The organism is Bradyrhizobium sp. Crot121 (genome assembly GCF_059512385.1).
Map to the genome: position 1 here is coordinate 1 of NZ_JCAMOR010000025.1, position 24,133 is coordinate 24,133.

Consider the following 24,133-nt stretch of genomic DNA (forward strand, 5'->3'; position numbering starts at 1 on the left):
GGTGCGACCGGCACCCGGCTTTCCCTGCGCCCTCTGTCTTCGAGGAGGGCGGAAAGTGATGCAAAGCTCGGGCGTGACTCGCCGCGAGAACGCGAACTCACATCCCCACTGCTGTTTGAAATTTGAATCATGACTTGCGGCGACGCCGTAGGGTGGGCAAAGCGAAGCGTGCCCACCATCGCGAGTACAGCACTGGATGGTGGGCTACCCTACGGCTTTCGCGGGGACGACAATCGTAGGATGGGTAGAGCGAAGCGAAACCCATCATTCGTGCCCCTTGCCGCCGAAGTTGATGGGTTTCGCTTCGCTCTACCCATCCTACGGGTCCGCTCTCCCCACGTCGTCCCGGGCTTCCATCCGAAATGGTCGACCGGGTGCTGTCCTCGGTGAAACGTTGAAGGGCCCGCGCCGATCGCCTATCTCTGCTAAAGCCACCGATTTCAAGGATCCCGAATGACCGCATCGCAACGCAACCCTTCCGCCGCAATCGATCCCGAAAAGCTCGACCGCCTCGCCGAAGTCGCCATCAAGGTCGGGCTCGGATTGCAGCCGGGACAGGACCTGCTCCTGACTGCGCCGTCGTCGGCGCTGCCGCTGGTGCGGCGGCTCGCGGTGCATGCCTACAAGGCCGGCGCCGGCCTGGTCACGCCGATCCTCTCCGACGAAGAGGTCACGCTGGCGCGCTATCGCCATGGCCATAATGAAGGTTTCGATCGCGCGGCGAACTGGCTCTATGAGGGCATGGCAAAGGCGTTCTCCGCCAACACCGCGCGGCTGGCGGTGGTCGGCGACAACCCGATGCTGCTGTCGGGCGAGGACCCGACCAAGGTTGCGCGCGCCAGCAAGGCCAATTCGGTCGCCTATCAGCCAGCGCTGGAAAAGATCGTCAATTTCGAGGTCAATTGGAACATCATCGCCTATCCCAGCGCGTCCTGGGCCAAGCAGGTTTTTCCTGACGATCCCTTGGAGACCGCGGTGGGGAAGCTGGCGGACGCGATCTTTGCGGCGTCCCGCGTCGACCAGGACGGTGCGGTCGCCGCCTGGGAGAAGCACAATGCAGTCTTGCGCGAGCGAACCCAATGGCTGAACGGCCAGCGCTTCCACGCGCTGCACTATACGGGACCGGGGACCGATCTCACGATCGGGCTCGCCGACGGCCATGAATGGGAAGGCGGCGCATCGGTTGCCAAGAACGGCGTCACCTGCAACGCCAACATCCCGACGGAAGAGGTTTTCACCACCCCGCATTGCCGCCGCGTCAGCGGTCACGTCGTGAGCTCGAAGCCGCTGTCCTATCAGGGCACCCTGATCGACAATATCCAGGTCAGGTTCGAGGAAGGGCGGATCGTCGAAGCCAGGGCCTTGTGCGGCGAAGAAGTCTTGAAAAAGGTGCTCGACACCGACGAGGGCGCGCGCCGCCTCGGCGAGGTCGCGCTGGTGCCGCACTCCTCGCCGATCTCCAAGAGCGGACTGCTGTTCTTCAACACGCTGTTCGATGAGAACGCCGCCTCGCATATCGCGCTCGGCCAGTGCTATTCGAAATGCTTCATCGACGGCGACAAGCTGACCCCGCAGCAGATCGCAGCGCAAGGCGGCAACCAGAGCCTGATCCATATCGACTGGATGATCGGCTCCAGCCAGACCGACATCGATGGAGTCAGAACCGACGGCAGCCGCGTCCCCGTGTTCCGCAAAGGCGAGTGGGCGTAAGCGAGGATCTCCCTCTCCCCCCAAGCGGGGCGAGGGTCGGGGTGAGGGGCCTCTCCGCAAATACGATGGTAGCGATGTGCGCGGAGGCTCCCCCTCACCCGAAATTCAAGCGAAGCTTGAATTTCGACCTCTCCCGCAAGCGGGGCGAGGTGAACTACACGCCGTCGAGGATGATCACCGTCGGAGTCGATGGCAGCGTGTCGCGCGAAATCTTAAGCGTCCGCTCGCTGCGCTGGTCGATCTCGAACTGCTGGCCGATCAGGCGCATGAATTCGTCGAGCGGGGTGGCGAAGCGGTGCATCGGCAGCACCACGGCGGCGCGCAGCCGCTTGGTGATTTCGGAGACGCCGGAAAGCGACATGGTGAAGGTGCCGTCGATCGGCACCATCACGATGTCGAGCCGGCCGATGGCCGCGAAATGGCTCTCGTCGAGCTTGTGGTGCAAATGGCCGAGATGGCCGATGCAGAGGCCGGCGACCTCGAAGATGAAGATCGAGTTGCCGTCCTTGATCATCTCGCCGCCGGAGTCCTCGCCATAGGTGCGGCGGATGTCGGTGGTGACATTGCGGACGAAGACATCGCCGATCCGCATCGCATAATGGGCGGGCTGACCGTTCTCGCCCCAGCCTTGCAGCACATGCGGGATCTTCGGATCGGGAAACAGCGTGTAATGCGTGCTATGCGCCCGGTTCATGGTGATGACATCAGGCAGGCGGCCGGTGCGGTAGGCACCATTGTAGTCGGTCGCGATCCGGATGCCGCCGGGGGTATCGATGTAGTAGGTGGAGTGCCCGGCATAGGTGATCCCGACCTCGTCGGCCTTGGCGACGCGGCGCAGGCTGACCGGCGTGGCGCGCGGCGGTGCATTGGCCATCGCCAGGCATTCGCTGCGCTGGGCGTCCTGCCCATGGGCCGCGATGCTGAGGAAGCCGAGCAGGGCAAGGGCGGCGAGGATCGATCGCAACATGGGCAAGGTCCGTCGGCGGTGACGTCCTCGCTACTCTACCGTCGAAACCGGCTGCCGTCATGCCGGCTTGGTCGCATCGCCCCGCGTCACATTTGCAACGCGCGCATGAACAGAGGCCGACGCTCATTCCCGCCGCGGGCTGATCTTCCAGGTCGTGGCGAGCACTACCAGCGTCATGGCGCCGGTGATGACGGCCGCGATCGGCATGGCCAGCGCGAGCGCCGATGTCGCCGCCCAGCCGATCGAGCAGAAGGCTTCCGCGAAGGTGGCGACACGCGAGGAGGTCTGGCGGCGGCGAAACTGGCTGCGCTTGGCCTGCACGCGGAACCAGAGCTGGATCGTGGCGGCCGAGATCGTGGCGATGGTCACGCCGAGCGCGGTGACAGCCGCCTGCAGCACCGAGGCGAACGCCAGTGCGATGACGAACGGCGCAACCACCAGCGCGATCGAAAGCAGCACGACCTCGATCTTGGCGCGGATCACCTGCGAGGGCGACAGCGGCGCGGTCGCGACCAGTTCGGCCGCGTCTTCGCCCGATATCGTCAGCCAGGCGAGGCCGCCGGCAAGCTGGCCCGCTGCCATCACGATAACGGGCGTGATCAGCGTCAGGCCGGCGGAGCCATCGGCAAAGCTCCGCCACAGCATCAGCGCCGGCGGTGCCAGGTAGAGCAGTTGCATCAGGCTCTGCGACAGCAGCCAGGGGTCGCGCCGCAGCAGCATGAACTCTTTCCAGCGCAGCGCCTGCTGGCGCGAGCCGCGCTGGAATGTTCGCAGCTTGGCCTTTCGGCTGGCCATCGCCGGGTTCGCCGAGATGCTGATGATGGCGTCGGCAAAGCGCGGCGAGAATGCCACGATCACGACGCCGAGCAGCATCAGGCTGAAGACGAGCAGGAGCGAGAGCGCCTCGCCGTCGCCGAGCATGGCGCGGGCCGGCCACCACAGCATGCTGCCGGCATCAGGCGCGAAGCCAGCCACGGTATCGGAGGTCAGGACGGCGAAACGCGAGAGCGTGCCGTAAGAGAGGATCGCGGCGATCTGCAGCGCGATGACGAAACCGGCGCCGATGATCGCGGCCAGCACCTGCGCTACCAGGCGGGTGCGGCGCGGGCCGATCAGGTGGAACAGCGCCACCGTGAGGGCGGTGGCGACCGCCGCGGCCGAAAGACCGATCGCGATGACGACGCCGAACGCGGCGAGCCAGCGCGGTCCGCCGCTGACCACCAGCACATCGAGGAAGGGCGTCGAGAACAACAGCGCCATGCCGGTGACCTGCAGTGCGATGGCGGCAATGCGGACCGAGAAGATATTGGTGAGCCGGACCGGCGAGGACATGATCAAATCGAGGTCGGCGCGGGCGTAAAATACCCGCGTCACCGATTCGACCGCCTGCGAGAGGATGAGCGCCCAGGCGAGGAAGATCGTCGACGACATCACGATCAGCGCGGACTTGTCGAGCGGCAGCGTCAGGTTGGCAAAACGGCCGACCACCGCATAGGCCGGCAAATGCAGGATGGCGGCGAAAATGACGAGGCCGATCACCGCGCGTTTGCGGCGGCCCTGTCGGCCGGTCATCATCGCCAGCCATTCGCGCCAGGCGAGGCGGATTTCGTGCCGGGCGAACCAGGTGAGGTCGGTCGCCGAACTCATGCGGCGGCCGCCTCGGTCTCGACCAGGGCGATAAAGGCGTCTTCGAGGCTGGTGTCGTTGCGGCCGTTGCGCTGGCGCAGTTCCGCGAGCGTGCCTTCGGCCACGAGCCTGCCCTTGGCGATGACGCCGATGCGGTCGGCCATGCGCTCGGCGACTTCAAGGATGTGCGTGGTCATGATCACGGTGGAGCCGGCGCGCACGCGCTCCTGCAACAGGCCCTTGACGTGGCGGGCGGAGAGCGCGTCGAGGCCGGTCAACGGCTCGTCGAGGATGATCAGGCGCGGGTCGTGGACCAGCGCGCCGGCGAGCGCCACCTTCTGGCGCATGCCTTTGGAGAATCCCTCGCAGCGCTCGTGCAGATGCGGCTCGAGCCCGAGCGAGACGAGGAGGTCCTGGGCTGAGCGTTCGGAAAGGCGGGGATCGATGCCCCAGAGGCCGGCGACGAATTCGAGATATTCGAGGGGGGTGAGCTTGTCGTAGATCATCGGCTCATCCGACACCCAGGCCAGGATCTGCTTGGCGGCGATCGGATCGGACAGGGCATCGATGCCGAAGATCGATACCGAGCCGGCGTCGGGCTTGAGCAGGCCGGCGACCATTCGCAGCGTCGTGGTCTTGCCGGCGCCGTTCGGCCCGAGCAGCGCGTAGAACTCGCCGGGGCGCACGGTGAGATCGAGCGCGTCGACCGCCGGCCGGTCGAAACGCTTGGTTAACCCTCGCACTCCGAGTGCTGGCGCATCTGATGGCATGATGTGGGGACGGTCCAGGTTGATGTCTGGTTGCGGACCATGGGCCGAAAAGCGTTTCGGCGCGGTGAATCGCAGGCCGCAAATCGCGGGCAATGCGCGGGAACGTTCGGCTGCGGCATTTCTGCGCAATTATGCCAGAGGGCAGGCGCAGCGCTTTGTTGACTCTGGTTCCTGCTTTGCGCTCAAATCGCCGCCGGACATAGACAGCTTCCAGCGCTCCCGAAAAGAGGGGGCGGAAGCGGGATGCAACGAGCGGTCGCCAAGAATTGCCGTGCATCGGGGAGGGAAGGCGATGCTGGACTTTGTTCAGCAGCTCGTGAGCGGCGTTGCGCTTGGCTGCGTCTACGGCCTGATCGCGCTCGGCTTCGTGCTCGTTTACAAGGCAACCGAGGTCGTCAATTTCGCCCAGGGCGACCTGATGATGCTGGGCGGCTTCTTCGCCTTCACCTTCATCGGCATGCTCGGCCTCAATTACTGGATCGGCTTTGCCGGCGCGGTGGCGGCGATGGCGCTGTTCGGCATGCTGGCGGAGCGGGTGGTGGTGCGGCCGATCCTCGGCTATCCGCAGTTCTCCGTCATCATGGCGACCATCGGGCTCGGCTATTTCCTGCGCTCGGTCGCCGGCATCATCTGGGGGACAGACGACTTCAAGATCGAGACGCCGTTCAGCCAGGGCGTCCTGCGCATCGGCAGCCTCGTGCTGGCCTACGACAAGCTGTCGGTGATCGCGGCGACGATCATCCTGTGTGCGCTGCTCTATCTGTTCTTCAACCGCACCACGCTTGGCACCGCGATGCGGGCGAGCTCGGAGAACATGCTGGCCGCCTATTACATGGGCATCCCGGTCAAGCGCGTGGTTTCGATCGTATGGGCGATCTCGGCGGCGGTCGCCACCTGCGCCGGCGTGCTGCTGGCGCCGATTACGTTCATTCACTCCAATGTCGGCCTAGTGCTGGGATTGAAGGCGTTTCCGGCCGCCGTCCTCGGCGGCTTCGGATCGATCCCTGGCGCTGTGGTCGGCGGCGTGCTGATCGGTGTGATCGAGAGCATGGCCGGCTTCTATCTGCCCCAAGGCTGGAAGGACGTCGCACCCTATATCGTGCTGCTCGCGGTGCTGCTGCTGAAGCCCGAAGGCCTGTTCGGCCTTCACGTGCGCAAGAAGGTTTGAGCAGCATGCGGTTCCTGTTCAAGACCGACTACGAAGACGACATCAAACTGTTCCCGCATTCGGGTTACATCTTCTCCTATGGCCTGTTGCTGGCGTTGCTCTTGATCGCGCCGCACGTGCTCTCGAGCTATCTGATGAGCCAGCTCGTCTTCGTCTGCATTTATGCGACCGTCGGCGTGGGGCTGTTGATCCTGACCGGCTTCACCGGGCAAGCCTCGCTTGGGCACGCGGCGTTTCTCGCGATCGGCGCCTACACCGCTGCCTATCTGCAGCAGTACAACGTGCCCTTTCCGGTCTATTTCCTGGCCGCCGGGCTGCTCACCGGCGTGGTCGGCGCGCTCGTCGGATTTCCGGCGCTGCGGCTGCAGGGCATCTATCTCGTCATTGCCACCATCTCCTTTGCCTTCATCGTCGAGGAGATCCTGGCGCGCTGGGAGAGCGTGACCCATGGCAATGAGGGCATGCGGGTCAAGACACTCTATTTTTTGGGCACCGCAGTGCCGCGCGACGGGCCGACCTTCTATTATCTCTGCCTTGCGGTGCTGGTGCTAACTATCGTCGGCTCGCTGAACCTTTTGCGCTCGCCGACCGGCCGCGCCTTCGTCGCGATCCGCGACAGCGAGACGGCGGCGCGCAGCATGGGCATCAACGTCTCGCTCTACAAGGTGAAGTCTTTTGCCATCAGCGCCGCCATCACCGGCTTTGCCGGCGTGCTGTTCGCGCACAAGCTCTCGTTCATCAGCCCGGAGATGTTCACGCTGCAGCTCTCGATCGAGTTCATCATCGTGATTCTGATCGGCGGCACCTTCAGCCTGCACGGCGCGGTGCTGGGCGCGATCTTCCTTGTCATGATCGATCCGTTCCTGACCTATCTGAAAGACGACATGCCCGGCGTGATCGCAGGCCTTGCTGCGACGCTTGGCGCCGGCCAGGAGCGCGCCGCGCATATCCAGAACTCAGTCGCCGCGTTTGCCTCCGCCAATGGCCTGAAGGGCGCGATCTACGGCATCATCATCGTGCTGTTCGTGCTGTTCGAACCGCTCGGTCTTTACGGCCGCTGGCTGAAGATCAAGCTCTTCTTCCAGCTCTTCCCGCTCTACAAGCGCGCCACCTTCAAGCGGCAGAAGATCTATGTGAAGTCGGAGCGGAACCGATGAGCTATTTCCGCGCCGAGAATCTCTCGCTTCACTTCGGCGGCCTCAAGGCGGTCGATGCCGTAAGCTTCGCGGTCGAGAAGGGCGAGATCCTCTCGATCATCGGGCCAAACGGCGCGGGAAAGAGCTCGATCTTCAACCTGATCTCGCGGATCTATCCGCCCACCTCCGGAAAGATCTTCTTCGAGGATCAGGACATCACCGAGCAGCCGGCCTACGACATCGCCAAGCTCGGCATCGCCCGCACCTTCCAGAACATCGAACTGTTCGAGAATGCGACGGTGCTTTCCAATCTGCTGGTCGGCCGTCATCGTCATTCCACCACGCAGCTCTGGCAGGAGCTATTGTTCCTGCCGAGCGTGCGCGCGAGTGAGAAGGTGCATCGCCGCCGCGTCGAACAGGTGATCGAATTCCTCGATCTCGAGCCCTATCGCGACAAGCTGATCTCCGGATTGCCGTACGGCGTGCGCAAGGTAATCGAACTCGCTCGTGCGCTGTGCTCGGAGCCCAAGCTGATCCTGCTGGACGAGCCATCGTCAGGACTGAACGTGGAAGAGACCGACGACATGTCGTTCTGGATCCGCGACATGAGATCCGAACTCGGCATCACCGTGCTGATGGTCGAGCACGACATGACATTGGTGAACCGTGTCTCCGATCGCGTCATCGCGCTGAACTACGGCCGCGTGCTGGCGATGGGTTCGCCTGCGGACGTGCAGCAGCATCCCGACGTCGTCGCGGCCTATCTCGGAGCATGACGCCATGATCGCCTCCGTCACGCCCGAGACCATCCTGAAGCTCAGCAACGTCGAGAGCTATTACGGGCCGATCATGGCGATCCGCGGCATCAGCCTGGAAGTGCCCCGCGGCAGGATCGTCACGCTGCTAGGGGCGAATGGTGCCGGCAAGACCACGGTGCTGAAGACGATTTCCGGCATCCTCGATCCGCAGAAGGGCTCGATCGAATTCTTGGGGAGGCCGATCCAGCGCATGGAGGCCGACAAGATCGTGCGGCTGGGTTTGAGCCACGTGCCGGAAGGGCGGGAGGTGTTTCCGTTCCTGTCGGTGCGCGAGAACCTGATGATGGGCGCCTATCCGCGCACGGACCGCGACGGCGTGGCCGACGATCTGGAGCGCGTCTACAGCTATTTCCCGCGGCTGAAAGAGCGCATTGATCAGCCGGCCGGCCAGCTCTCCGGCGGCGAGCAGCAGATGCTTGCGATCGGGCGGGCATTGATGAACCGGCCGACGCTGCTGCTGCTCGATGAGCCATCGCTCGGTTTGTCGCCGATCCTGGTGAAGGAGATCTTCACCATCATCCGCCGGGTCAATGAAGAGCAGGGCATGTCGATCCTCCTGGTCGAACAGAACGCCACGGTCGCGCTGGAGACGGCGCATTATGGCTATGTGCTGGAGATCGGCCGTATCGTGATGAACGACACCTGCGAGCGGTTGATGCATTCAAAGGATATCCAGGAGTTCTATCTCGGCGCCAAGGAGACGGGTGCGCGGGGGGAGCGACGTTGGAAAAAGAAGAAAACATGGCGTTGAGAGGGACTTGGCGGTAAATTGAAGGCCTGTCGCGGAAAGATCGGCGCAAAAGCCGGCGGTCGCGACAGGCGACGAGAGGAGGGAACGGGCATGGCCGGACCGGCGGTGCTGACGGTCGCCGACACGATCGCGAAAAGTTTTCTGCTGGCGGTGGAGACGCGCGGCGACAGGCCCGCGATCCGCGAGAAGAAATTCGGCATCTGGCAGCCGACAAGCTGGCGCGAGTGGCTGCAGATCTCCAAGGACATCGCCTACGGCTTGCATGCCATCGGCTTTCGCCCCGGCGATGTCGCCTCCATCATCGCAAACGCGGTGCCGGAATGGGTCTATGCCGATATGGGCATCCTCTGCGCCGGGGGCGTTTCGTCCGGCATCTACCCGACGGACTCGCCGGCCCAGGTCGAATATCTCATCAATGATTCCCGTACCCGCGTGGTCTTCGCCGAAGACGAGGAGCAGCTCGACAAGCTGCTCGCCTGCCGCGCGCGCTGCCCGACATTGGAGCGGATCGTCGTCTTCGACATGGAGGGCCTGAGCGGCTTCTCCGATCCGATGGTGATGTCGCTTGCCGAATTCACCGCGCTGGGCCGCAATCATGCGCAGGACAATGAGGCGCTGTGGGACGAGATGATCGCAAGCCGGACCAGCAGCGATCTTGCGATCCTCGTCTACACCTCCGGCACCACAGGCCCGCCGAAGGGCGCGATGCACGCCAACCGCAGCGTGACGCATCAGATGCGCCACGCCAATGACCTCTACCCGTCGACCGATCACGAGGAGCGGCTGGTGTTCCTGCCGCTGTGTCACGTCGCCGAGCGCGTCGGCGGCTACTACGTCTCGGTCGCGCTCGGATCGGTGATGAATTTCGCCGAAAGCCCCGAAACCGTGCCGGACAATCTGCGCGAAGTGCAACCGACCGCCTTCCTCGCCGTGCCCAGGGTGTGGGAGAAAATGTATTCGGGCATCACCATCGCGCTGAAGGATGCGACCCCGTTCCAGAACTGGGTCTATCGCCGCGCGATGGCGGCCGGCTATCGCATGACCGACTATCGGCTCGAAGGCGAGACGCCGCCGCTGCCGCTGCGCTTTGCCAACCAACTGGCCTATTGGCTGGTGTTCCGCAACATCCGCCGCATGCTCGGGCTCGACCGCTGCCGGATAGCGCTCACCGGCGCCGCGCCGATCGCGCCCGACCTGATCCGCTGGTATCTCGCGCTCGGCATCGACATGCGCGAGGTCTATGGCCAGACCGAGAATTGCGGCGTTGCCACCATCATGCCGACCGAGCGCATCAAGCTCGGCTCAGTCGGCAAGGCCGCGCCCTGGGGCGAGGTGATGACCTGCCCGAAGGGCGAGATCCTGATCCGAGGCGAATTCCTGTTCATGGGTTATCTTAACCAGCCCGAGAAGACCGCCGAGACTATCGACGCCAGAGGCTGGCTGCATACCGGCGATGTCGGCACCATCGACAATGAAGGCTACGTCAAGATTACGGACCGGATGAAGGACATCATCATCACCTCCGGCGGCAAGAACGTCACGCCCTCGGAAATCGAGAACCAGCTCAAATTCTCGCCCTATGTTTCGGATGCGGTGGTGATCGGCGACAAACGGCCGTACCTCACCTGCCTCGTGATGATCGACCAGGAGAATGTCGAGAAATACGCCCAGGATCACGACATCCCCTTCACCAATTACGCGAGCCTATGCCGCGCGCGGGAGATTCAGGACCTGATCCACCGCGAGATCGAGGCCGTGAATGCCAATTTCGCCCGCGTGGAGACCATCAAGAAATTCTATCTGATCGAGCGCCAGCTCACGCCCGAGGATGAGGAATTGACGCCGACAATGAAGCTGAAGCGCAGCTTCGTGAACAAACGCTATGCCGCCGAGATCGAGGCGATGTACGGCGAGCGCGCGGTCGCCTAGGCACGGCTTATTACTCCCTCTCCCCGTTCTTACGGGGAGAGGGTCGGGGTGAGGGGCTCTATCCGCGAAGACGGTGACAGACGGATTCGCAGAAGCTCCCCCTCACCCGAAATTCAAGCTGCGCTTGAATTTCGACCTCTCCCCGCAAGCGGGGCGAGGTGAAGAAAAGGCGAGGGAGCCCAAACAGGCCCGGTCCTTCGCTCGATATGGGCCATGGAGAGGAGGATCATTATGTCGAAAGCGTTCAAGGCATTGGGCCTTGCGGTGGGTGCGCTGGCGCTGACCCACCTGCCGGCGTCAGCGCAAACCAAGGTCACCAATGAAGGCATCTCGGCGAACGAGATCGTCATCGGCACCCATCAGGATTTGTCCGGGCCGATCAAGGTCTGGGGTGTGCCGGTCTCCAACGGCATGAAGATGGCGGTGGAGGAGATCAACGCGAGCGGCGGTATCAACGGCCGCAAGATCAGGATGATCCTCGAGGACAATGGCTACGACCCGAAGAAAGCCGTGCTGGCCTCGCAGAAGATGGTCGAACGCGATAAGATCTTCGCGATGATCGGCCCGATGGGGTCGCCGACCGTGTTGGCCGCGCAGGATGTACTGTTCGACGCCGGGGTGCTCCAGCTCTTCCCGCTGACGGCGGCCGAATTCACCTTCAAGTTCGATCCGAGCAAGCCGCAGGAGCGGCTGAAGTTCAACAACCTGCTGCCTTATGTCGAGAGCACGCGCGCCGCGCTCAAATACATGGTGGAGGAGAAGAACCCGAAGAAGCCCTGCATCATGCATCAGGATGACGAGTACGGCAAAAACGTGCTCGACGGCTTCACCCAGCAGCTCGCAGCGATGAAGCTGCAGCCGGCCTCGATCACAAGCTACAAGCGCGGCGCCTCCGACTTCAGCGCCCAGGTCGCCAAGATGAAGGCTGATGGCTGCGACCTTGTCGTGCTCGGCACCGTAATCCGCGAGACCATCGGCGCGATGAACGAAGCCAGGAAGCTCGGCTGGGAGGTGACCTTCCTCGGCGCGACGCCGACCAACGTGCTCGAAGTGCCGGCGCTCGGCAAGGAAGCGGTGGAGGGCCTCTATGCGGCGTCCGGGTTCGAGATCCCCTATGAGGACACCGCCAAGGGCAAGGTGAAGGACTGGCTTATCAACTATAAGAAGATGTTCGGCACCGACGCCAACACGCAGGCGATCATCGGCTACAACGCGGTGATGACGTTTGCCTTCTATGCGCAGAAGGCGGGCAAGGATCTGACCGGCCAGAAAATGCTGGATTCGCTGGAGTCGGGCGAAAAGTTTCTCGACATCTTCAATTCGCCGCCGACCAAGTTCTCCAGGAACGACCACCTCGCCAACACCATCACGCAGGTGCAGCAGATCAAGAACGGCCGCTGGGTGCTGACGAAGGACAGCCTGTCGTTTTGAGTATCGCTGTCATTGCGAGCGGAGCGAAGCAATCCATGCTGCCACGAGCGGAGAGATGGATTGCTTCGTCGCTCCGCTCCTCGCAATGACGGTTGGTTAGTCCGCGGGATAACGCAACGCCGCCTCGGCCACCAGCGGCATGTCGGCATAGCGCCGGACGCCCGCTTCATCGACCACGAAAGTCGGCCGGTAGTTCCTGACGTCGGTATCGGCCACCATCATCATGCGGCGGTTGTCCAGCGTCAGCCACTGGCCATCGAGCCGGGCCGCGGCCACGGCATGATCCTCGCCGCGGAGCGTGTCATGCATGATGACGATTCGCAGGTCCTCCGGCGCCATGCCGGCCAGACGCAGCGCGACGAATTTGGCGATGGCATAGTCCTCGCAATCGCCGGTGCCGTTCGCAAAGGTCATCAGCGGCGAAGCCCAGACGTCGATCGCGCCATATTGCACGAGATCGTCCGCGGGCCTGATCGCGAGATTGACGGCGCGGTTGACTTCACCGAGCCGGGCGCGGCCCTCTGTGGCCTTCGCGCCGTCGATAACGGCCAGGAATTTCAGCGCGGCCGGCGAGACGCAGCTCTCGCGGTCGCCCTCGCACAGCGCAAGCTGCACCAGATCATCGGCGAGCCGGCGCTGCAGGCTGAGCCATTTGTCGCGCAATCCGCCTTCCGAGAGGATGGCTGTCGCGCGCCCGAACGGCTCGATCGATTTCTTGATCAGGACCGCGCCCCCCGGCGACAGCAGCGTCCCCGCGCTGACCTCTGCCACCGGTGCAAGCCAAAGCAGAGCAAAGGCGAACATGAGCGCGCGCAGCGCGCCCGCGTAACCGAACATTCCCATCTGACACCCCTGTCCGGGCCTCGGCGGCGTTTCGCCAGCGCGTGACCAGATCGTTTCGTGGGAAGAGGATCGTGCGAGAGCGCTTGCGATCTGTTTAAGGAGATGCGGACGAGCGGGAGAAATGCGGAAGACGCTGAAGCCGGCCTCGCCAAAGCGTCGAAAATTTTATCGATCTTGCCAACCTCGGCGGTCGAACCTTTTCGGGGGTAATGATGTCTTATCCTTGATGTTGGCTTAATAGGCGCGCGTCCGCAGGCGGGGCTGGCGCAACAGCATCTAAAGTCGTCGGACGCATCAGGCGGCCGGTCTTTCTGAACATATGACTAACGGGGCAGCTTTTCCCTTGATCCGTAATCTACATCACATTGGGCGCCCGAACGTCGGTGTACGTTGCTCAGGTTGGGCGGATGGCCAGCAGTCGGAAATATCCTTCCTTCGAAATAAGTAATTGAATTCACTAAAATTTTCTGCAAATTGAAATGGGGCTCCATGCGTTCTTCTTGCACCAGCACGCGCCGGATCAAATCCGCTTCGCGCCAGGCTGGACGAAGGCTTCCCGACGACGCTGCCGATGGGTCTCGCACTCGGTGTGCGTGCTTTCGCGTGGTTTCTCCTAATGATATGTGTAGGTTTGGCTAAGGAAATTTACATTTTTATTAACTATTTCTGGTGGGGGCATTGAAGTACGACGACACAGTTGCGTCGAGTGGGCTGGGGTTTCTTTCCAACGCGCATATCGATCTTGATTCATTTTCGTTCCGCGCTGGCCACGCGGACAGCTTTACTGTTCCTGACGCGCATCTTCTGTTCTCCGGCAACTTCCACAAATCCGGCAACGATCTCGTCATCACCGACGAGCTGCATCGCGTCGTGGTGCCGAACTACTTCCACGGCGACAAGCACCCGATGCTGGTTTCCCCCGAGGGCGCGTCGCTGGATCCGAAGGTCGTCGACGCGCTGACCGGGCACACGGTTTACGCGCAGGCGGGAGCGCCGCCGGCGGCAGAGCTGGTCGGCCATATCGCCAAGATGACCGGCAGTGCCAGCGTGGTGCGCAGCGGCGTCACCGTCGAACTGCATAATGGCGAAGCGGTCTATCAGAGCGACGTGGTGCAGACCGGCAGCGACTCTACGCTCGGCCTCGTCCTGAAGGACGGCACCACGTTCAACCTCAACGCCAATGCGCGGTTGATGCTGAACGAGCTCACCTATGACGCCAGCAGCAATTCGAACTCGTCGCTGATCACGCTGGTGCAGGGCGCCGCCAGCTTCGTCGCCGGCCAGGTCGCCAGGAGCGGCGACATGAAAGTCGCGACCCCGATCGCGACCATGGGGATCCGCGGCACCGCTGTCATCCTCGACATCTCCTCGGTCGACGGCACGGTGAAGATCTCCGTCGTCGATCAGCAGGACAACCAGGTCCATGCTGTCCAGGTCTTCAACACGCGCGGCGTTCTGATCGGCACGGTGACCAGCAATGGCAGCATCCTGACGCTGACGCCGACTGCGGCTTTCGAGCTGATCGCGCGGGAAAGCGCCAAGACGCTAGCGGAGATCGCGCAGGAATTCGCGACCTTCCAGGCGGTGCTCAATACCTACGAGATCCAGAAGGCGATCGACCCGAACCTGCCGCAGCACACCGAGAACAACGCCAATCCGCAGACGAAATTTGCGCACCTTGGCAGCTCGACCTCGCCCAATTCGCCGGCAACCGAATTCCGCTCGGCGCTCAACACCACCATCAACAGCAGCAACATCGGCTCCACCAAGACCTTTTCCGTCCTGATGGATACGGGCAACGGAACCGGCGCGGGCGGTCCATCAAATCAGGCATTGTTTGATCAGGGCCTTCCGGGGCAGCAGAACAACCAGCCCACCCAGCCCATCGGGTCGCAGCCGTCGATCCCGTTCGTCGTCAATCCGCCAACGGTCACCAGGATCTCCACCACCAGCACTGGCGATCATTTCGGGCCGGTGATGAGCGCCGACGGGCAGTTCGTCACTTATGATCCTGACGGCGTCATCTATCTGTTCGACCGCGCGACCGGCGTCACCATCGTGATCTCGCCCCCCGGGAGCATCTATGGTTCGCCGACCATCAGCTCGGATGGCCACTCCGTCGTCTATCAAAGCTCCAGCGGCGTCATCTTCCTCTACAACAACGATCCGTCTTCGGCGCAGTACCACACGACGATACAGATCGGCGTGGGCACCTCGCCTGCGGTCAGCGGCGACGGCAGCAGGATCGCGGTCGAGAACGGCGGCAATATCATCGTCTACGATCGGCAGGGACACGTCCTCACCACGATCACGCCCGCCGATGCCGGCGCCGGCGGATCATTGCTGAAGCCGGCGATCAGCGCCGACGGCCATGTGGTTGCGTTCTGGGGTGCCGATCCCGAAGGCAGCTCGGGCCATCTCTACGTCTATGATAGGTCGACCGGGGTCATCAGCACGATCGCGGACACCGCGCAGGGGGTCGGCGCGAGCGCAGCCTCGCTCAGCGCCGACGGCCGCTATGTCGTCTATCAAAGCGCCGATGCGAACGGGCACTCGGAAATCTACCTCTACGACCTGCAGACCCACCAGATCGTCTTCCAGACTTCGAACCCGGGCGGCAGCAGCTACAACCCCGTCATCAGCCCCGACGGCCATTTCATCATCTTCGCGAGCGATGCCGCGCTGACGTCGAACGACCACAATTCGGTTGCCGATACCTATGTGGTCAATCTCACCGATCCCGCCCATCCGAAGATCATGCTGGTGTCGACCGCGGCCGATGGGGCGTCCGGTAACGCTGCCTCCAACCTCGGCGCAACCATCAGCGCCGGCGGCCTGTTCATCGCCTTCGGCAGTAACGCGTCGAACCTTTCCACCGCGGACGGGCCTGGCGGCGATATTTTCGTGGTCGATCCGAGTTCGGGCCGCAACGCGATCGTCGAGCAGACCGCCAACTCGGGGTCGGTCCTGACGACAAGCGGAAAATTCGGCATCACCGGGGGAATCAACGACGTCTCGATCTCCGTCACCGACGCGGCGGGCAATCCGACCGGTCTGCTGCACGCGAGCTTCAGCGCCGACGGCAACTTCGTGAACTGGACGTTCGCCGAGAACAAATCGGATTTTGGCGCGCTGGTCTATGGCGACACGGCGACCCAGCAATTCCTGATCAAGCTTACCTATAATGGGGGCACGACGACCATCCCGATCACGATCGGCGTCCACAATGCCGTTCCGCCGACCATCCCGGTGGCGGACACACCTCCGGTCGTTCACGACGCCACGCTCGCGGTGTCCGAGGGCGGCGTCGTGGTGCTGACGCCGGCGAACATCAACGTCACCGACCTCGACGATTCCAGCTTCACCTTCACGGTCACCAATGTCACGCATGGCAAGTTCCAGGTGTGGGGTGGCGAAGGCTGGATCAATACCGCCAGCTTCACATCGGCCGATCTCGCCGCAGGCCACGTCCGCTTCGTTCACGACGGCTGCGAGGCCGCGCCGACGTTCTCGATCCAGGCTAGCGACGGAGAACTGCTCTCCAATGTGAAGGCGGGCAGCATTGCCTTCACCAATGTCAACGATGCGCCGATGTTGGCGGCCGGAACGGTGACGAGCGGCGTGATCAACGTGGCCGTCGCAAACGGCGGGTATGACCATGTCAGCCCGGAGGTTGCCGCGAAACTTCTGGGGTCGGGCCTGATCAAGGACCTTCCCGGAGCGCAGGGTGGAGCGCATGGTTATGGCGAGGTCGCGCTCGACCCCGGCGATGACAATTCCTCCGGCGCGATCGACATCACCACGGTGTTCGGCGAGCAAGGCATCAATTTCTTCGGCCATCACTACACCTCGCTCTACATCAACAATAACGGCAACATCACCTTCCGCTCGCCGACCGACGCCTATACGCCCAGCATGATCGACGCGGGCCTGAACAATCCGATCATTGCGGTGTTCTGGGCCGACGTCGATACCCGCGGCCATGGCAGCGTCTATTACGATCTCGACGCGGCCGACGGCGTCATGACCATCACCTGGGATGATGTCGGCTATTTCGATCAGAGAACGGACAAGCTGAATTCGTTCCAGCTCGTTCTGATCAGCCAAGGCAACGGCAATTTCGACATCCAGTATCGCTACGGCGATATCGATTGGACCACGGGTGACGCCAGCGGCGGTTCCGACGGCCTTGGCGGCACCCCGGCGCGCGCCGGTTATTCGGCCGGCGACGGCAAGCATTATTACGAGTTGCCGCAATCCGGAAACCAGGACGCGCTGCTCACCCTTCCGACCACCGACGGCAATACCGGCATCGACGGCGTCGATCAGTTCGAGGTGCACAACGGCGAGGTGGGTCTCACCGCGACCGGCACGATCAATTTCGCCGATCCCGACCTCAACGATGTCCATACCGCCACCAGCAGCTATACCGGCAGCGGCACTGCGCTGGGAACGCTGACGCTGGTCAAGCTATCCGATATCGGCGGTGTCGGCGGGCAATTCGTCTGGACCTACACCGCCGATCCCGCCGCCGTGCGGCAGGCGCTCGACGGCTTACCGGGTCATAGCAAGGTCGAGACCTTCAACGTCGTGATCAGCGACGGTCACGGCGGCACGCTCACCCAAACCGTATCCGTCACGCTGAACGAGATCGGCAACCACGCGCCGGTGGTCTCGGGCGTTGTCACGGGATCAGTGACGGAAGATGGCAGCCAAAGCACGCTCAACGCGCTCGCCAACGCGTCCGATTCCGACCAGGATACGCTCACGGTTGTGAACGTTCCGACGCAGTTGCCGGCGGGCGTGTGCTACAATGCGGCCACGCATTCCTTCACGCTCGATCCGAGCGTTGCCGCCTACCAGCATCTGGCTCAAGGTGAGCACGCAACGGTGACGGTCAACTATGGCGTATCCGACGGCCACGCCACCACGCCGGCCTCGGTGTCGTGGACGATCACCGGCACCGACGATGCGCCGGTCGCAACGCCGGTGACATTGGCGAGCGGCACCGAAGACGCATCCTACGTGATCCATGCCTCCGATCTTCTGGCTGGCATGAGCGATGTCGACAGCCAGTCGCTCTCGATCACCGGCCTCAGTATTGCGAGCGGCGGCGGCAGTCTCGTCGACAATCACAACGGCACGTGGACCTACACGCCGGCCCCGGGTTATGCCGGCCCGGTCAGCTTCACCTACACCGCTTCCGATGGCTCTCTGAGCGCGAGCTCGACGGCGAACTTGACGCTGGACTACGAGACCGCGGTCGCCCCGATGCTGACGGTCGGCCCGAACGGCACGTTCGATCAGGTCGAGGGACCGGAGCACACCCCGATCATCGTCCCGATCGCCGTTTCCATTGCCGGCGACACCCATCCCGACGAGACCTATGTCACGATATCGGGCGCGCCGGTCGGATCGATCTTCAATCACGGCGTCTACAACGCCGTCGACGATACGTGGCGGATCGACGCCGCCGACCTCGGCGGCAACCTGACCCTCGCCACGCCGCCGGACTATTGCGGAAGATTCTCGCTGACCGTGACGGCCACCAGCGTCGTTCATGGCAGCCACACCTCCGCAACCACGCCGGCGCAGACCCAGGCCGTGGTCGTCGATCACGTCGATTCCGACCAGGTGGTGACGCCGGTTGCGGTCAGCGTGCACACGCCCAGCGGTTACGACTTCAGCTCGTTCTACGACGATCTGGCGGCGAGCCAGTTCGCTAGCACTGACGGCATTCATGCCTTCGTCGTCAACTTCGACAAAGGCATCACATTCGAGATGGTCGGAAGCGGTTACAGCTACGATCCGCAGACGAGCTCCTTCTCCAACATCATCAACGAAATCGATATTTTCCGCACAACAGACCCGGGCCAGGCCACGCCGGAGCACCTGTTGGTCAGCACCCATGGCTGGAACATCAACGTCCAGGCCGTCTTCAATCCCACCGGAGAAGGCGCTCCGTCCGGCGCCGGCCCGTCTGCCGGAACAGGCACGGTCGGCAACGTCTTCGGCGCTGTCGCTTTCAATTATGTCGGCAGCGTTGGCCCCGACGTGTTCCTGGCCAGCAATCATCCCGATGTCTTCAACGGCCTCGGCGGTCCGGCCGGCCCGAACGATCCGGGCAGCGACACTGTGGACTACTCGCACGCAAGCGGTCCCGTCAGCGTCAACCTGCTCACCGGTGCGACCTCCGGCACCGCGGCCGAAGGCGACATCTTCTCCTCGATCGAGAACCTGCGCGGCACCGCTTTCGACGACACGCTGATCGGCGACGGCCACAACAACATCCTCTCCGGTGGTGGCGGCAACGACACGCTGTTCGGTGGTAGCGGCAACGACACTTTCGTCTTCAAGCAGAATGCCATGGGCCACGCGACGATCGGCGATTTCACGCCGGGCCAGGACAAGATCGAGCTAGACTATGTCGCCTTCGATCCGAACTCTCAGGAGAGCTCTAACGCCTGGTTCCAGGATCACGTCGCGGCCGCGCCGAACGGCCATGACGTGCAGATCGACCTCGACGGCAACGATCACAACACCATCCTGCTGAAGAACGTCGCGCTGGCCCAACTGCACGCCAACGACTTCATCCTTCCGCCGGGCAGCGTCTGACCGAACCGGCCCGCACGCCTGGGTGCACCGCACCCGTGGAGAACTCCCGGCGTGATCAATCGACGCGGGCGTGATATCGAGACGGTATGAGGCGGCTGAAGGCATTGCGAAGGTGGTTCAAGCGGCGCTTCGGCTACGCGCGGCTCGCCTGCGTTGCGCTGTTGATCGGCTTTGCCGCGCTCAGGGTGCTCGATCCCCCGCCGATCGAGGAACTTCGGGTCAGGACGTTTGACGGTTTCCAGGTCGTCGAGCCCCGGGTCAAGACGATCAGGCCGGTCACCGTCGTCGATATCGACGAACAGAGCCTGTCCGAGCTCGGCCAGTTTCCCTGGCCGCGCACGCTGATCGCCGATCTCGTCACCAACCTGACCAAGCTTGGCGCGGTCGTGGTCGCCTTCGACATCGTGTTCTCCGAGCCTGATCGGCTCAATCCGGATGCCGCCGCCGACACGATCCGCAATCTCGACGAGGAGACCAGAGCGAAGCTGCGGGCGCTGCCAAGCAACGACCAGATCCTGGCGGAGGCGATGGGCAAGTCGCGCGTGGTGCTGGGCGCCTCCGGCCTGCCGTTCGTGGTCGCCGAATTCGACAAGTCGCTGCCGCTGACGCCGCTCGCCATGAAGGGCGAGGAGCCGCAGCCGTTCATGTTCGATTTCCCCGGCCTGCTGCGCAACGTCCCCGTGCTGGAAGGGGCCGCCGCCGGCCGCGGCCTGTTCACGATCAGGCCCGAGCGCGACGGCATCGTCCGCCGCGTGCCGATGATCATGCTGGCGCAAGGCGCGACCATGCCGTCACTGAGTTTCGAGGTGCTGCGGGTCGCGACCGGCTCCGGCACCGTGCTGGTCGATACCGACGAGGCCGGAATCAAGAGCCTCTCGCTCCGCGGCTTGCGGATTCCGACCGACCATAACGGCCAGCTCTGGGTGCATTTCGCCCAGGCTGACCCCTCGATCTACGTCTCGGCGGTCGACGTGCTGCACGGGCGGGTGCCGGCGGAGAGGATCCAGGGCAAGCTGGTCCTGATCGGCACCTCGTCGGTCGGGCTGAACGATATCAAGACCACGCCGGTCACGCCCGCGATGCCTGGCGTCGAGATTCATGCTCAGGTGCTGGAGAGCGCGCTAAGCGGAGCCAGCGTGTCGCAGCCGAACTACGGCATCGCGTTCGAGTTCGCGACCGCGCTGGTGTTCGGCCTGCTCGTGATTGCATTCGCCCCGCTGTTCGGGCCGATCACGCTGGTCGGCTTAGGTGCGGTGTTCGCGACCGCGCTGATAGGCACCTCCTGGTATTTCTACACGCAGCACCGCCTGCTGATCGATTTCACCTATCCCTTGATGTCGACCACGGCGATCTATCTCACGCTGATCTTCTCCAGCTTCGTCCGCGAGCAGCAGCAGCGGAAGCAGATCCGCGGCGCATTCGCCCAGTACATGTCGCCTGCGCTGGTCGAACAGCTCGCGCAATCGCCGGAGAAACTCGTGCTCGGCGGCGAGGAGCGCGAAATGACCATCATGTTCTCCGACGTCCGCGGTTTCACCACGATCTCGGAATCCTACAAGCACGATCCGCAGGGACTGACCGCCCTGATGAACCGCTTCCTGACGCCGCTCACCAATGCGATCCTCGCCCGCAAGGGAACGATCGACAAATATATGGGCGATGCGATCATGGCGTTCTGGAACGCGCCGCTTGACGACAAGGAGCACGAGATCAACGCCTGTGAGGCCGCGATCGACATGCTCGAGCGCATCAATGAGCTCAACAGGCTGCGCAAGGAGGAGGCCGACGCCGGCGGCCACGTCTACATCCCGCTCAATGTCGGCATCGGCCTCAACACCGGCGTCTGCGTGGTCGGCAATATGGGCTCCGACCTGCGCTTCGACTATTCGGTGCTCGGCGACAGCGTCAATCTCGCTTCGCGCTTGGAGGGACAGTCCAAGGAATACGGTTTTCCCATCATCGTGGGGTCGCAGACTGCACTCGCCGCGAAGGAGAAGTTCGCGATCCTCGAACTCGACTTCATCATGGTCAAGGGCAAGAAGGAGCCGGAGGTGATCTATGCGATTGCCGGCCGCGATGACATCGCGCAGTCCGGACGCTTCCAGCGCCTGCGCAATCTCACGATCGAGATGCTGGCCTGCTACCGCGGCCGCGACTGGCAAGGCGCGCTCGCCGCGATCGAGCGCGGCCGCAAGACCGACGAGGGCCATGCGCTGGAGCGTCTGTACAATCTCTACGAAGCCCGCATCCGCCATTTTCTCGAGAACCCGCCCCCGGAAGATTGGAACGGCGCGTTTGCGCTCTTGACGAAGTAGCGCGGGTGGGCAAAGCGAAGCGTGCCCACCATCACGGACACCGCATGAAATGGTGGGCACGCTGCGCTTTGCCCGCCCTACGACTCCGCGTCGTCATTCCGGGGCGATGCGAAGCATCGAACCCGGAATCCATTTTTCCGCCATCGCCTGCGGTCCGGTGGATTCCGGGCTCGCGCTGCGCGCGCCCCGGAATGACAACGCTATCTACGGCAGAGTCACTCCAGCCCGATCTGCGTCAGGTCCTGAAACCAGTGCTGCGCCTGCACGAAGGTCTTCACCTTGGGCGAGAGCGCATGCGGGTTGGTGTCGTGCACCACCCACACCAGCACGGCGTCGTCGACGATCAGCGCATGCGCCTGCGCCAATAGCTCGTCCTGCTTGGTGGTGTCGAAGGTCTGCTTGGCCTCGTCGATCAGCGCATCGACCTTCGGGTTCTTGTAGCCGCCCCAGTTGACGCCGACAGGCGCGATCTGGCCGGAATGGAAGAAGCGGACGATCGCGTAGAGCGGGTCCGAGGTCACATAGGCGATGTTGTTGGCGGTGATGCCGGCGTTCATCTCGTCGGCTGCGCCCTTGCGCCAATGTGTATAGAGAGTCTCGAGCTCGACCACCTTGAAGTCGACGTCGATGCCGATCTCCTTGAAGCTCTGCTGCAGGAATTCGTTCATCGGCAGCGACAGCATCTGTCCGGTGCCGCCCTGGGCGATGATGAAGGTCGTCTTCAGCGGTTTCTCCTTGGAGTAACCGGCTTCCTGCACCAGCTTCTTGGCAGCGGCGAGATCATATTTGATGTCGAAGCTCGGCTTGCCGAACCATGGGCTCGACGGGTCCACCTGGCCCTTGGCAGGTTTTGCCAGTCCGTTCATCAGCCCGACCACGGCATCGCGATCGATCGCGAGGTTGAGCGCCTTGCGCAGGCGGATGTCGGTCCAGGGCGAGCCGGGCAATACGCTCAGATGATAGTTCCAGACATGCGGGGTGACGTTGTCGACGATCTTCATGCCGGCGGCCTTGAGCTGCGGCACGGCGTCCGGCGCCGGCGTCTCGATCAGGTCGACCTGGCCCGCGAGCAGCGCGTTGGTGCGGGTCAATGCTTCCGGCATCGGGATCAGCACCATCTTGTCGACCTTCGGAATGCGCTTCTTGTTCCAGTAATCGTCGTTCTTGGTGAGCTCGGCGAGTTCGCGCGGCACCAGCTTGGTCAATTTGAACGGGCCGGTGCCGGAGGGCTGGCTGGCGAACTTGTCCCAGTCTTTGCCGAGCTTTTCATATTGCGCGGGGCTCGAGACCAGGAACCAGAGCATCTGATAGGGGAAGAAAGAGTCGACCGTCTTGGTCGTGATCTCCACGGTGAAATCGTCGATCTTGGCATAGCTCGCAACCGAGGGCAGGCGGGTCTTGACCTGCGCGCTCTGCCGCTTGTCGAATTGCGGTGCCTTGTCGTTCAGCACCTTGTCGAGATTCCAGATCACGGCGTCGGCGTTGAACTCGCTGCCGTCATGGAACTTGACGCCCTTGCGCAGCGTGAAGCGCCACTTGGTCTTGTCTTTGTCGTCGACTTTCCATTCCGTGGCGAGGCCCGGCACCAGCTTTCCCGGCCGGTCGGCCACGTCCATCTCCCAGGCGACGAGTGGATCGTAGATCGTATAGGCGGTGAATTGATAGGCACCGGCGCCGCGATCGGGCTGGCCGGTCGTGAGCGGGATATCCGCCATCGAGATTCCGTAGCGCACCACGGATTCGGCTTGCGCCGGCTTGGCGCTCCAGCCTGCGCCGATGGCAAGCGCCAAAGCGGCTAGCAGAATCGAATATCGGGTGCGCATGTTACTGAAGCTCCGTTGACGTATTCCGAATACCGGATGCCAACCAAGCAAGCTTGATGCCAGAATAGGCACATATTTCCGTCCCGCAGCATGGACTGAGAAGAATCGACGCATCCAAGGGCGATTTCCTGCAGAACTATTCCCCTTGGCACAGGCATTGCATACGATTGCCCAACAATTAATCACCCGAAGTTGAAGAAGGGACCTTGAGATGCGTACTGAGAAAACCAG

14 protein-coding genes are annotated in these 24,133 nt (G+C 63.0%); 9 read left to right on the top strand and 5 right to left on the bottom strand.

Features of this window, described 5'->3' with window-relative positions; all coding sequences use genetic code 11:
- Positions 1 to 453: 453 nt before the first annotated feature.
- Entirely contained in the window at positions 454 to 1,710 is a 1,257-nt protein-coding gene (locus tag AC5ZGW_RS21870; RefSeq protein ID WP_130225831.1) for an aminopeptidase, read from the top strand.
- 154 nt (positions 1,711 to 1,864) lie between these two features.
- Here AC5ZGW_RS21870 and AC5ZGW_RS21875 read toward each other — a convergent pair whose 3' ends face one another.
- The 3 genes from AC5ZGW_RS21875 to AC5ZGW_RS21885 all read right to left on the bottom strand — a co-directional run bounded on the left by AC5ZGW_RS21875 (position 1,865) and on the right by AC5ZGW_RS21885 (position 5,073).
- Complete coding sequence (locus AC5ZGW_RS21875; protein WP_130225832.1) at positions 1,865 to 2,677, bottom strand: MBL fold metallo-hydrolase; 813 nt, start codon at positions 2,675 to 2,677, stop codon at positions 1,865 to 1,867.
- Between the two features lie 123 nt (positions 2,678 to 2,800).
- Positions 2,801 to 4,324 carry a permease gene (locus AC5ZGW_RS21880; protein ID WP_130225833.1) on the bottom strand — a complete coding sequence of 508 codons (1,524 nt, stop codon included), beginning with the start codon at positions 4,322 to 4,324 and terminating at the stop codon, positions 2,801 to 2,803.
- Positions 4,321 to 5,073 (bottom strand): ABC transporter ATP-binding protein, encoded by a 753-nt coding sequence (locus tag AC5ZGW_RS21885; RefSeq protein ID WP_130225834.1) that lies wholly within the window; start codon positions 5,071 to 5,073, stop codon positions 4,321 to 4,323. Before AC5ZGW_RS21885 ends, AC5ZGW_RS21880 begins: the two co-directional genes overlap by 4 nt.
- A 292-nt stretch (positions 5,074 to 5,365) precedes the next feature.
- Here AC5ZGW_RS21885 and AC5ZGW_RS21890 point away from each other — a divergent pair, with 292 nt between their 5' ends.
- The 6 genes from AC5ZGW_RS21890 to AC5ZGW_RS21915 all read left to right on the top strand — a co-directional run bounded on the left by AC5ZGW_RS21890 (position 5,366) and on the right by AC5ZGW_RS21915 (position 12,306).
- Entirely contained in the window at positions 5,366 to 6,241 is an 876-nt protein-coding gene (locus AC5ZGW_RS21890) for a branched-chain amino acid ABC transporter permease (protein WP_130225835.1), read from the top strand.
- A gap of 5 nt (positions 6,242 to 6,246) precedes the next feature.
- Positions 6,247 to 7,398: a branched-chain amino acid ABC transporter permease gene (locus tag AC5ZGW_RS21895; RefSeq protein WP_130225836.1), complete on the top strand. Its 1,152-nt coding sequence runs from the start codon at positions 6,247 to 6,249 to the stop codon at positions 7,396 to 7,398.
- Complete coding sequence (locus tag AC5ZGW_RS21900) at positions 7,395 to 8,153, top strand: ABC transporter ATP-binding protein (RefSeq protein WP_028167787.1); 759 nt, start codon at positions 7,395 to 7,397, stop codon at positions 8,151 to 8,153. The genes AC5ZGW_RS21895 and AC5ZGW_RS21900 overlap by 4 nt, the downstream gene beginning before the upstream one ends.
- Before the next feature lie 4 nt (positions 8,154 to 8,157).
- On the top strand, positions 8,158 to 8,946 hold the full coding sequence (locus AC5ZGW_RS21905) for an ABC transporter ATP-binding protein (RefSeq protein WP_130225837.1): 789 nt from the start codon (positions 8,158 to 8,160) through the stop codon (positions 8,944 to 8,946).
- Positions 8,947 to 9,036: 90 nt separating this feature from the next.
- Positions 9,037 to 10,875, top strand: a complete 1,839-nt coding sequence (locus AC5ZGW_RS21910; protein ID WP_130225838.1) for an AMP-dependent synthetase/ligase — start codon at positions 9,037 to 9,039, stop codon at positions 10,873 to 10,875.
- Between the two features lie 231 nt (positions 10,876 to 11,106).
- Positions 11,107 to 12,306 carry an ABC transporter substrate-binding protein gene (locus AC5ZGW_RS21915; RefSeq protein WP_028167790.1) on the top strand — a complete coding sequence of 400 codons (1,200 nt, stop codon included), beginning with the start codon at positions 11,107 to 11,109 and terminating at the stop codon, positions 12,304 to 12,306.
- 96 nt (positions 12,307 to 12,402) lie between these two features.
- Here AC5ZGW_RS21915 and AC5ZGW_RS21920 read toward each other — a convergent pair whose 3' ends face one another.
- The gene (locus AC5ZGW_RS21920; RefSeq protein ID WP_165435206.1) at positions 12,403 to 13,149 is read right to left on the bottom strand and encodes a transglutaminase-like cysteine peptidase; all 747 of its coding nucleotides are present in this window, start codon (positions 13,147 to 13,149) and stop codon (positions 12,403 to 12,405) included.
- A gap of 678 nt (positions 13,150 to 13,827) precedes the next feature.
- On the opposite strand from AC5ZGW_RS21920, the gene AC5ZGW_RS21925 reads away from it, so the two are divergent.
- A complete protein-coding gene (locus AC5ZGW_RS21925) occupies positions 13,828 to 19,764 on the top strand; it encodes a cadherin-like domain-containing protein (protein WP_130225840.1) in 5,937 nt (1,978 codons plus the stop codon).
- An 86-nt stretch (positions 19,765 to 19,850) separates the two neighbouring features.
- Positions 19,851 to 22,079, top strand: a complete 2,229-nt coding sequence (locus tag AC5ZGW_RS21930) for a CHASE2 domain-containing protein (RefSeq protein ID WP_130225841.1) — start codon at positions 19,851 to 19,853, stop codon at positions 22,077 to 22,079.
- Positions 22,080 to 22,294: 215 nt separating this feature from the next.
- Here AC5ZGW_RS21930 and AC5ZGW_RS21935 read toward each other — a convergent pair whose 3' ends face one another.
- The gene (locus AC5ZGW_RS21935; protein ID WP_130225842.1) at positions 22,295 to 23,902 is read right to left on the bottom strand and encodes an ABC transporter substrate-binding protein; all 1,608 of its coding nucleotides are present in this window, start codon (positions 23,900 to 23,902) and stop codon (positions 22,295 to 22,297) included.
- Between the last annotated feature and the right edge of the window lie 231 nt (positions 23,903 to 24,133).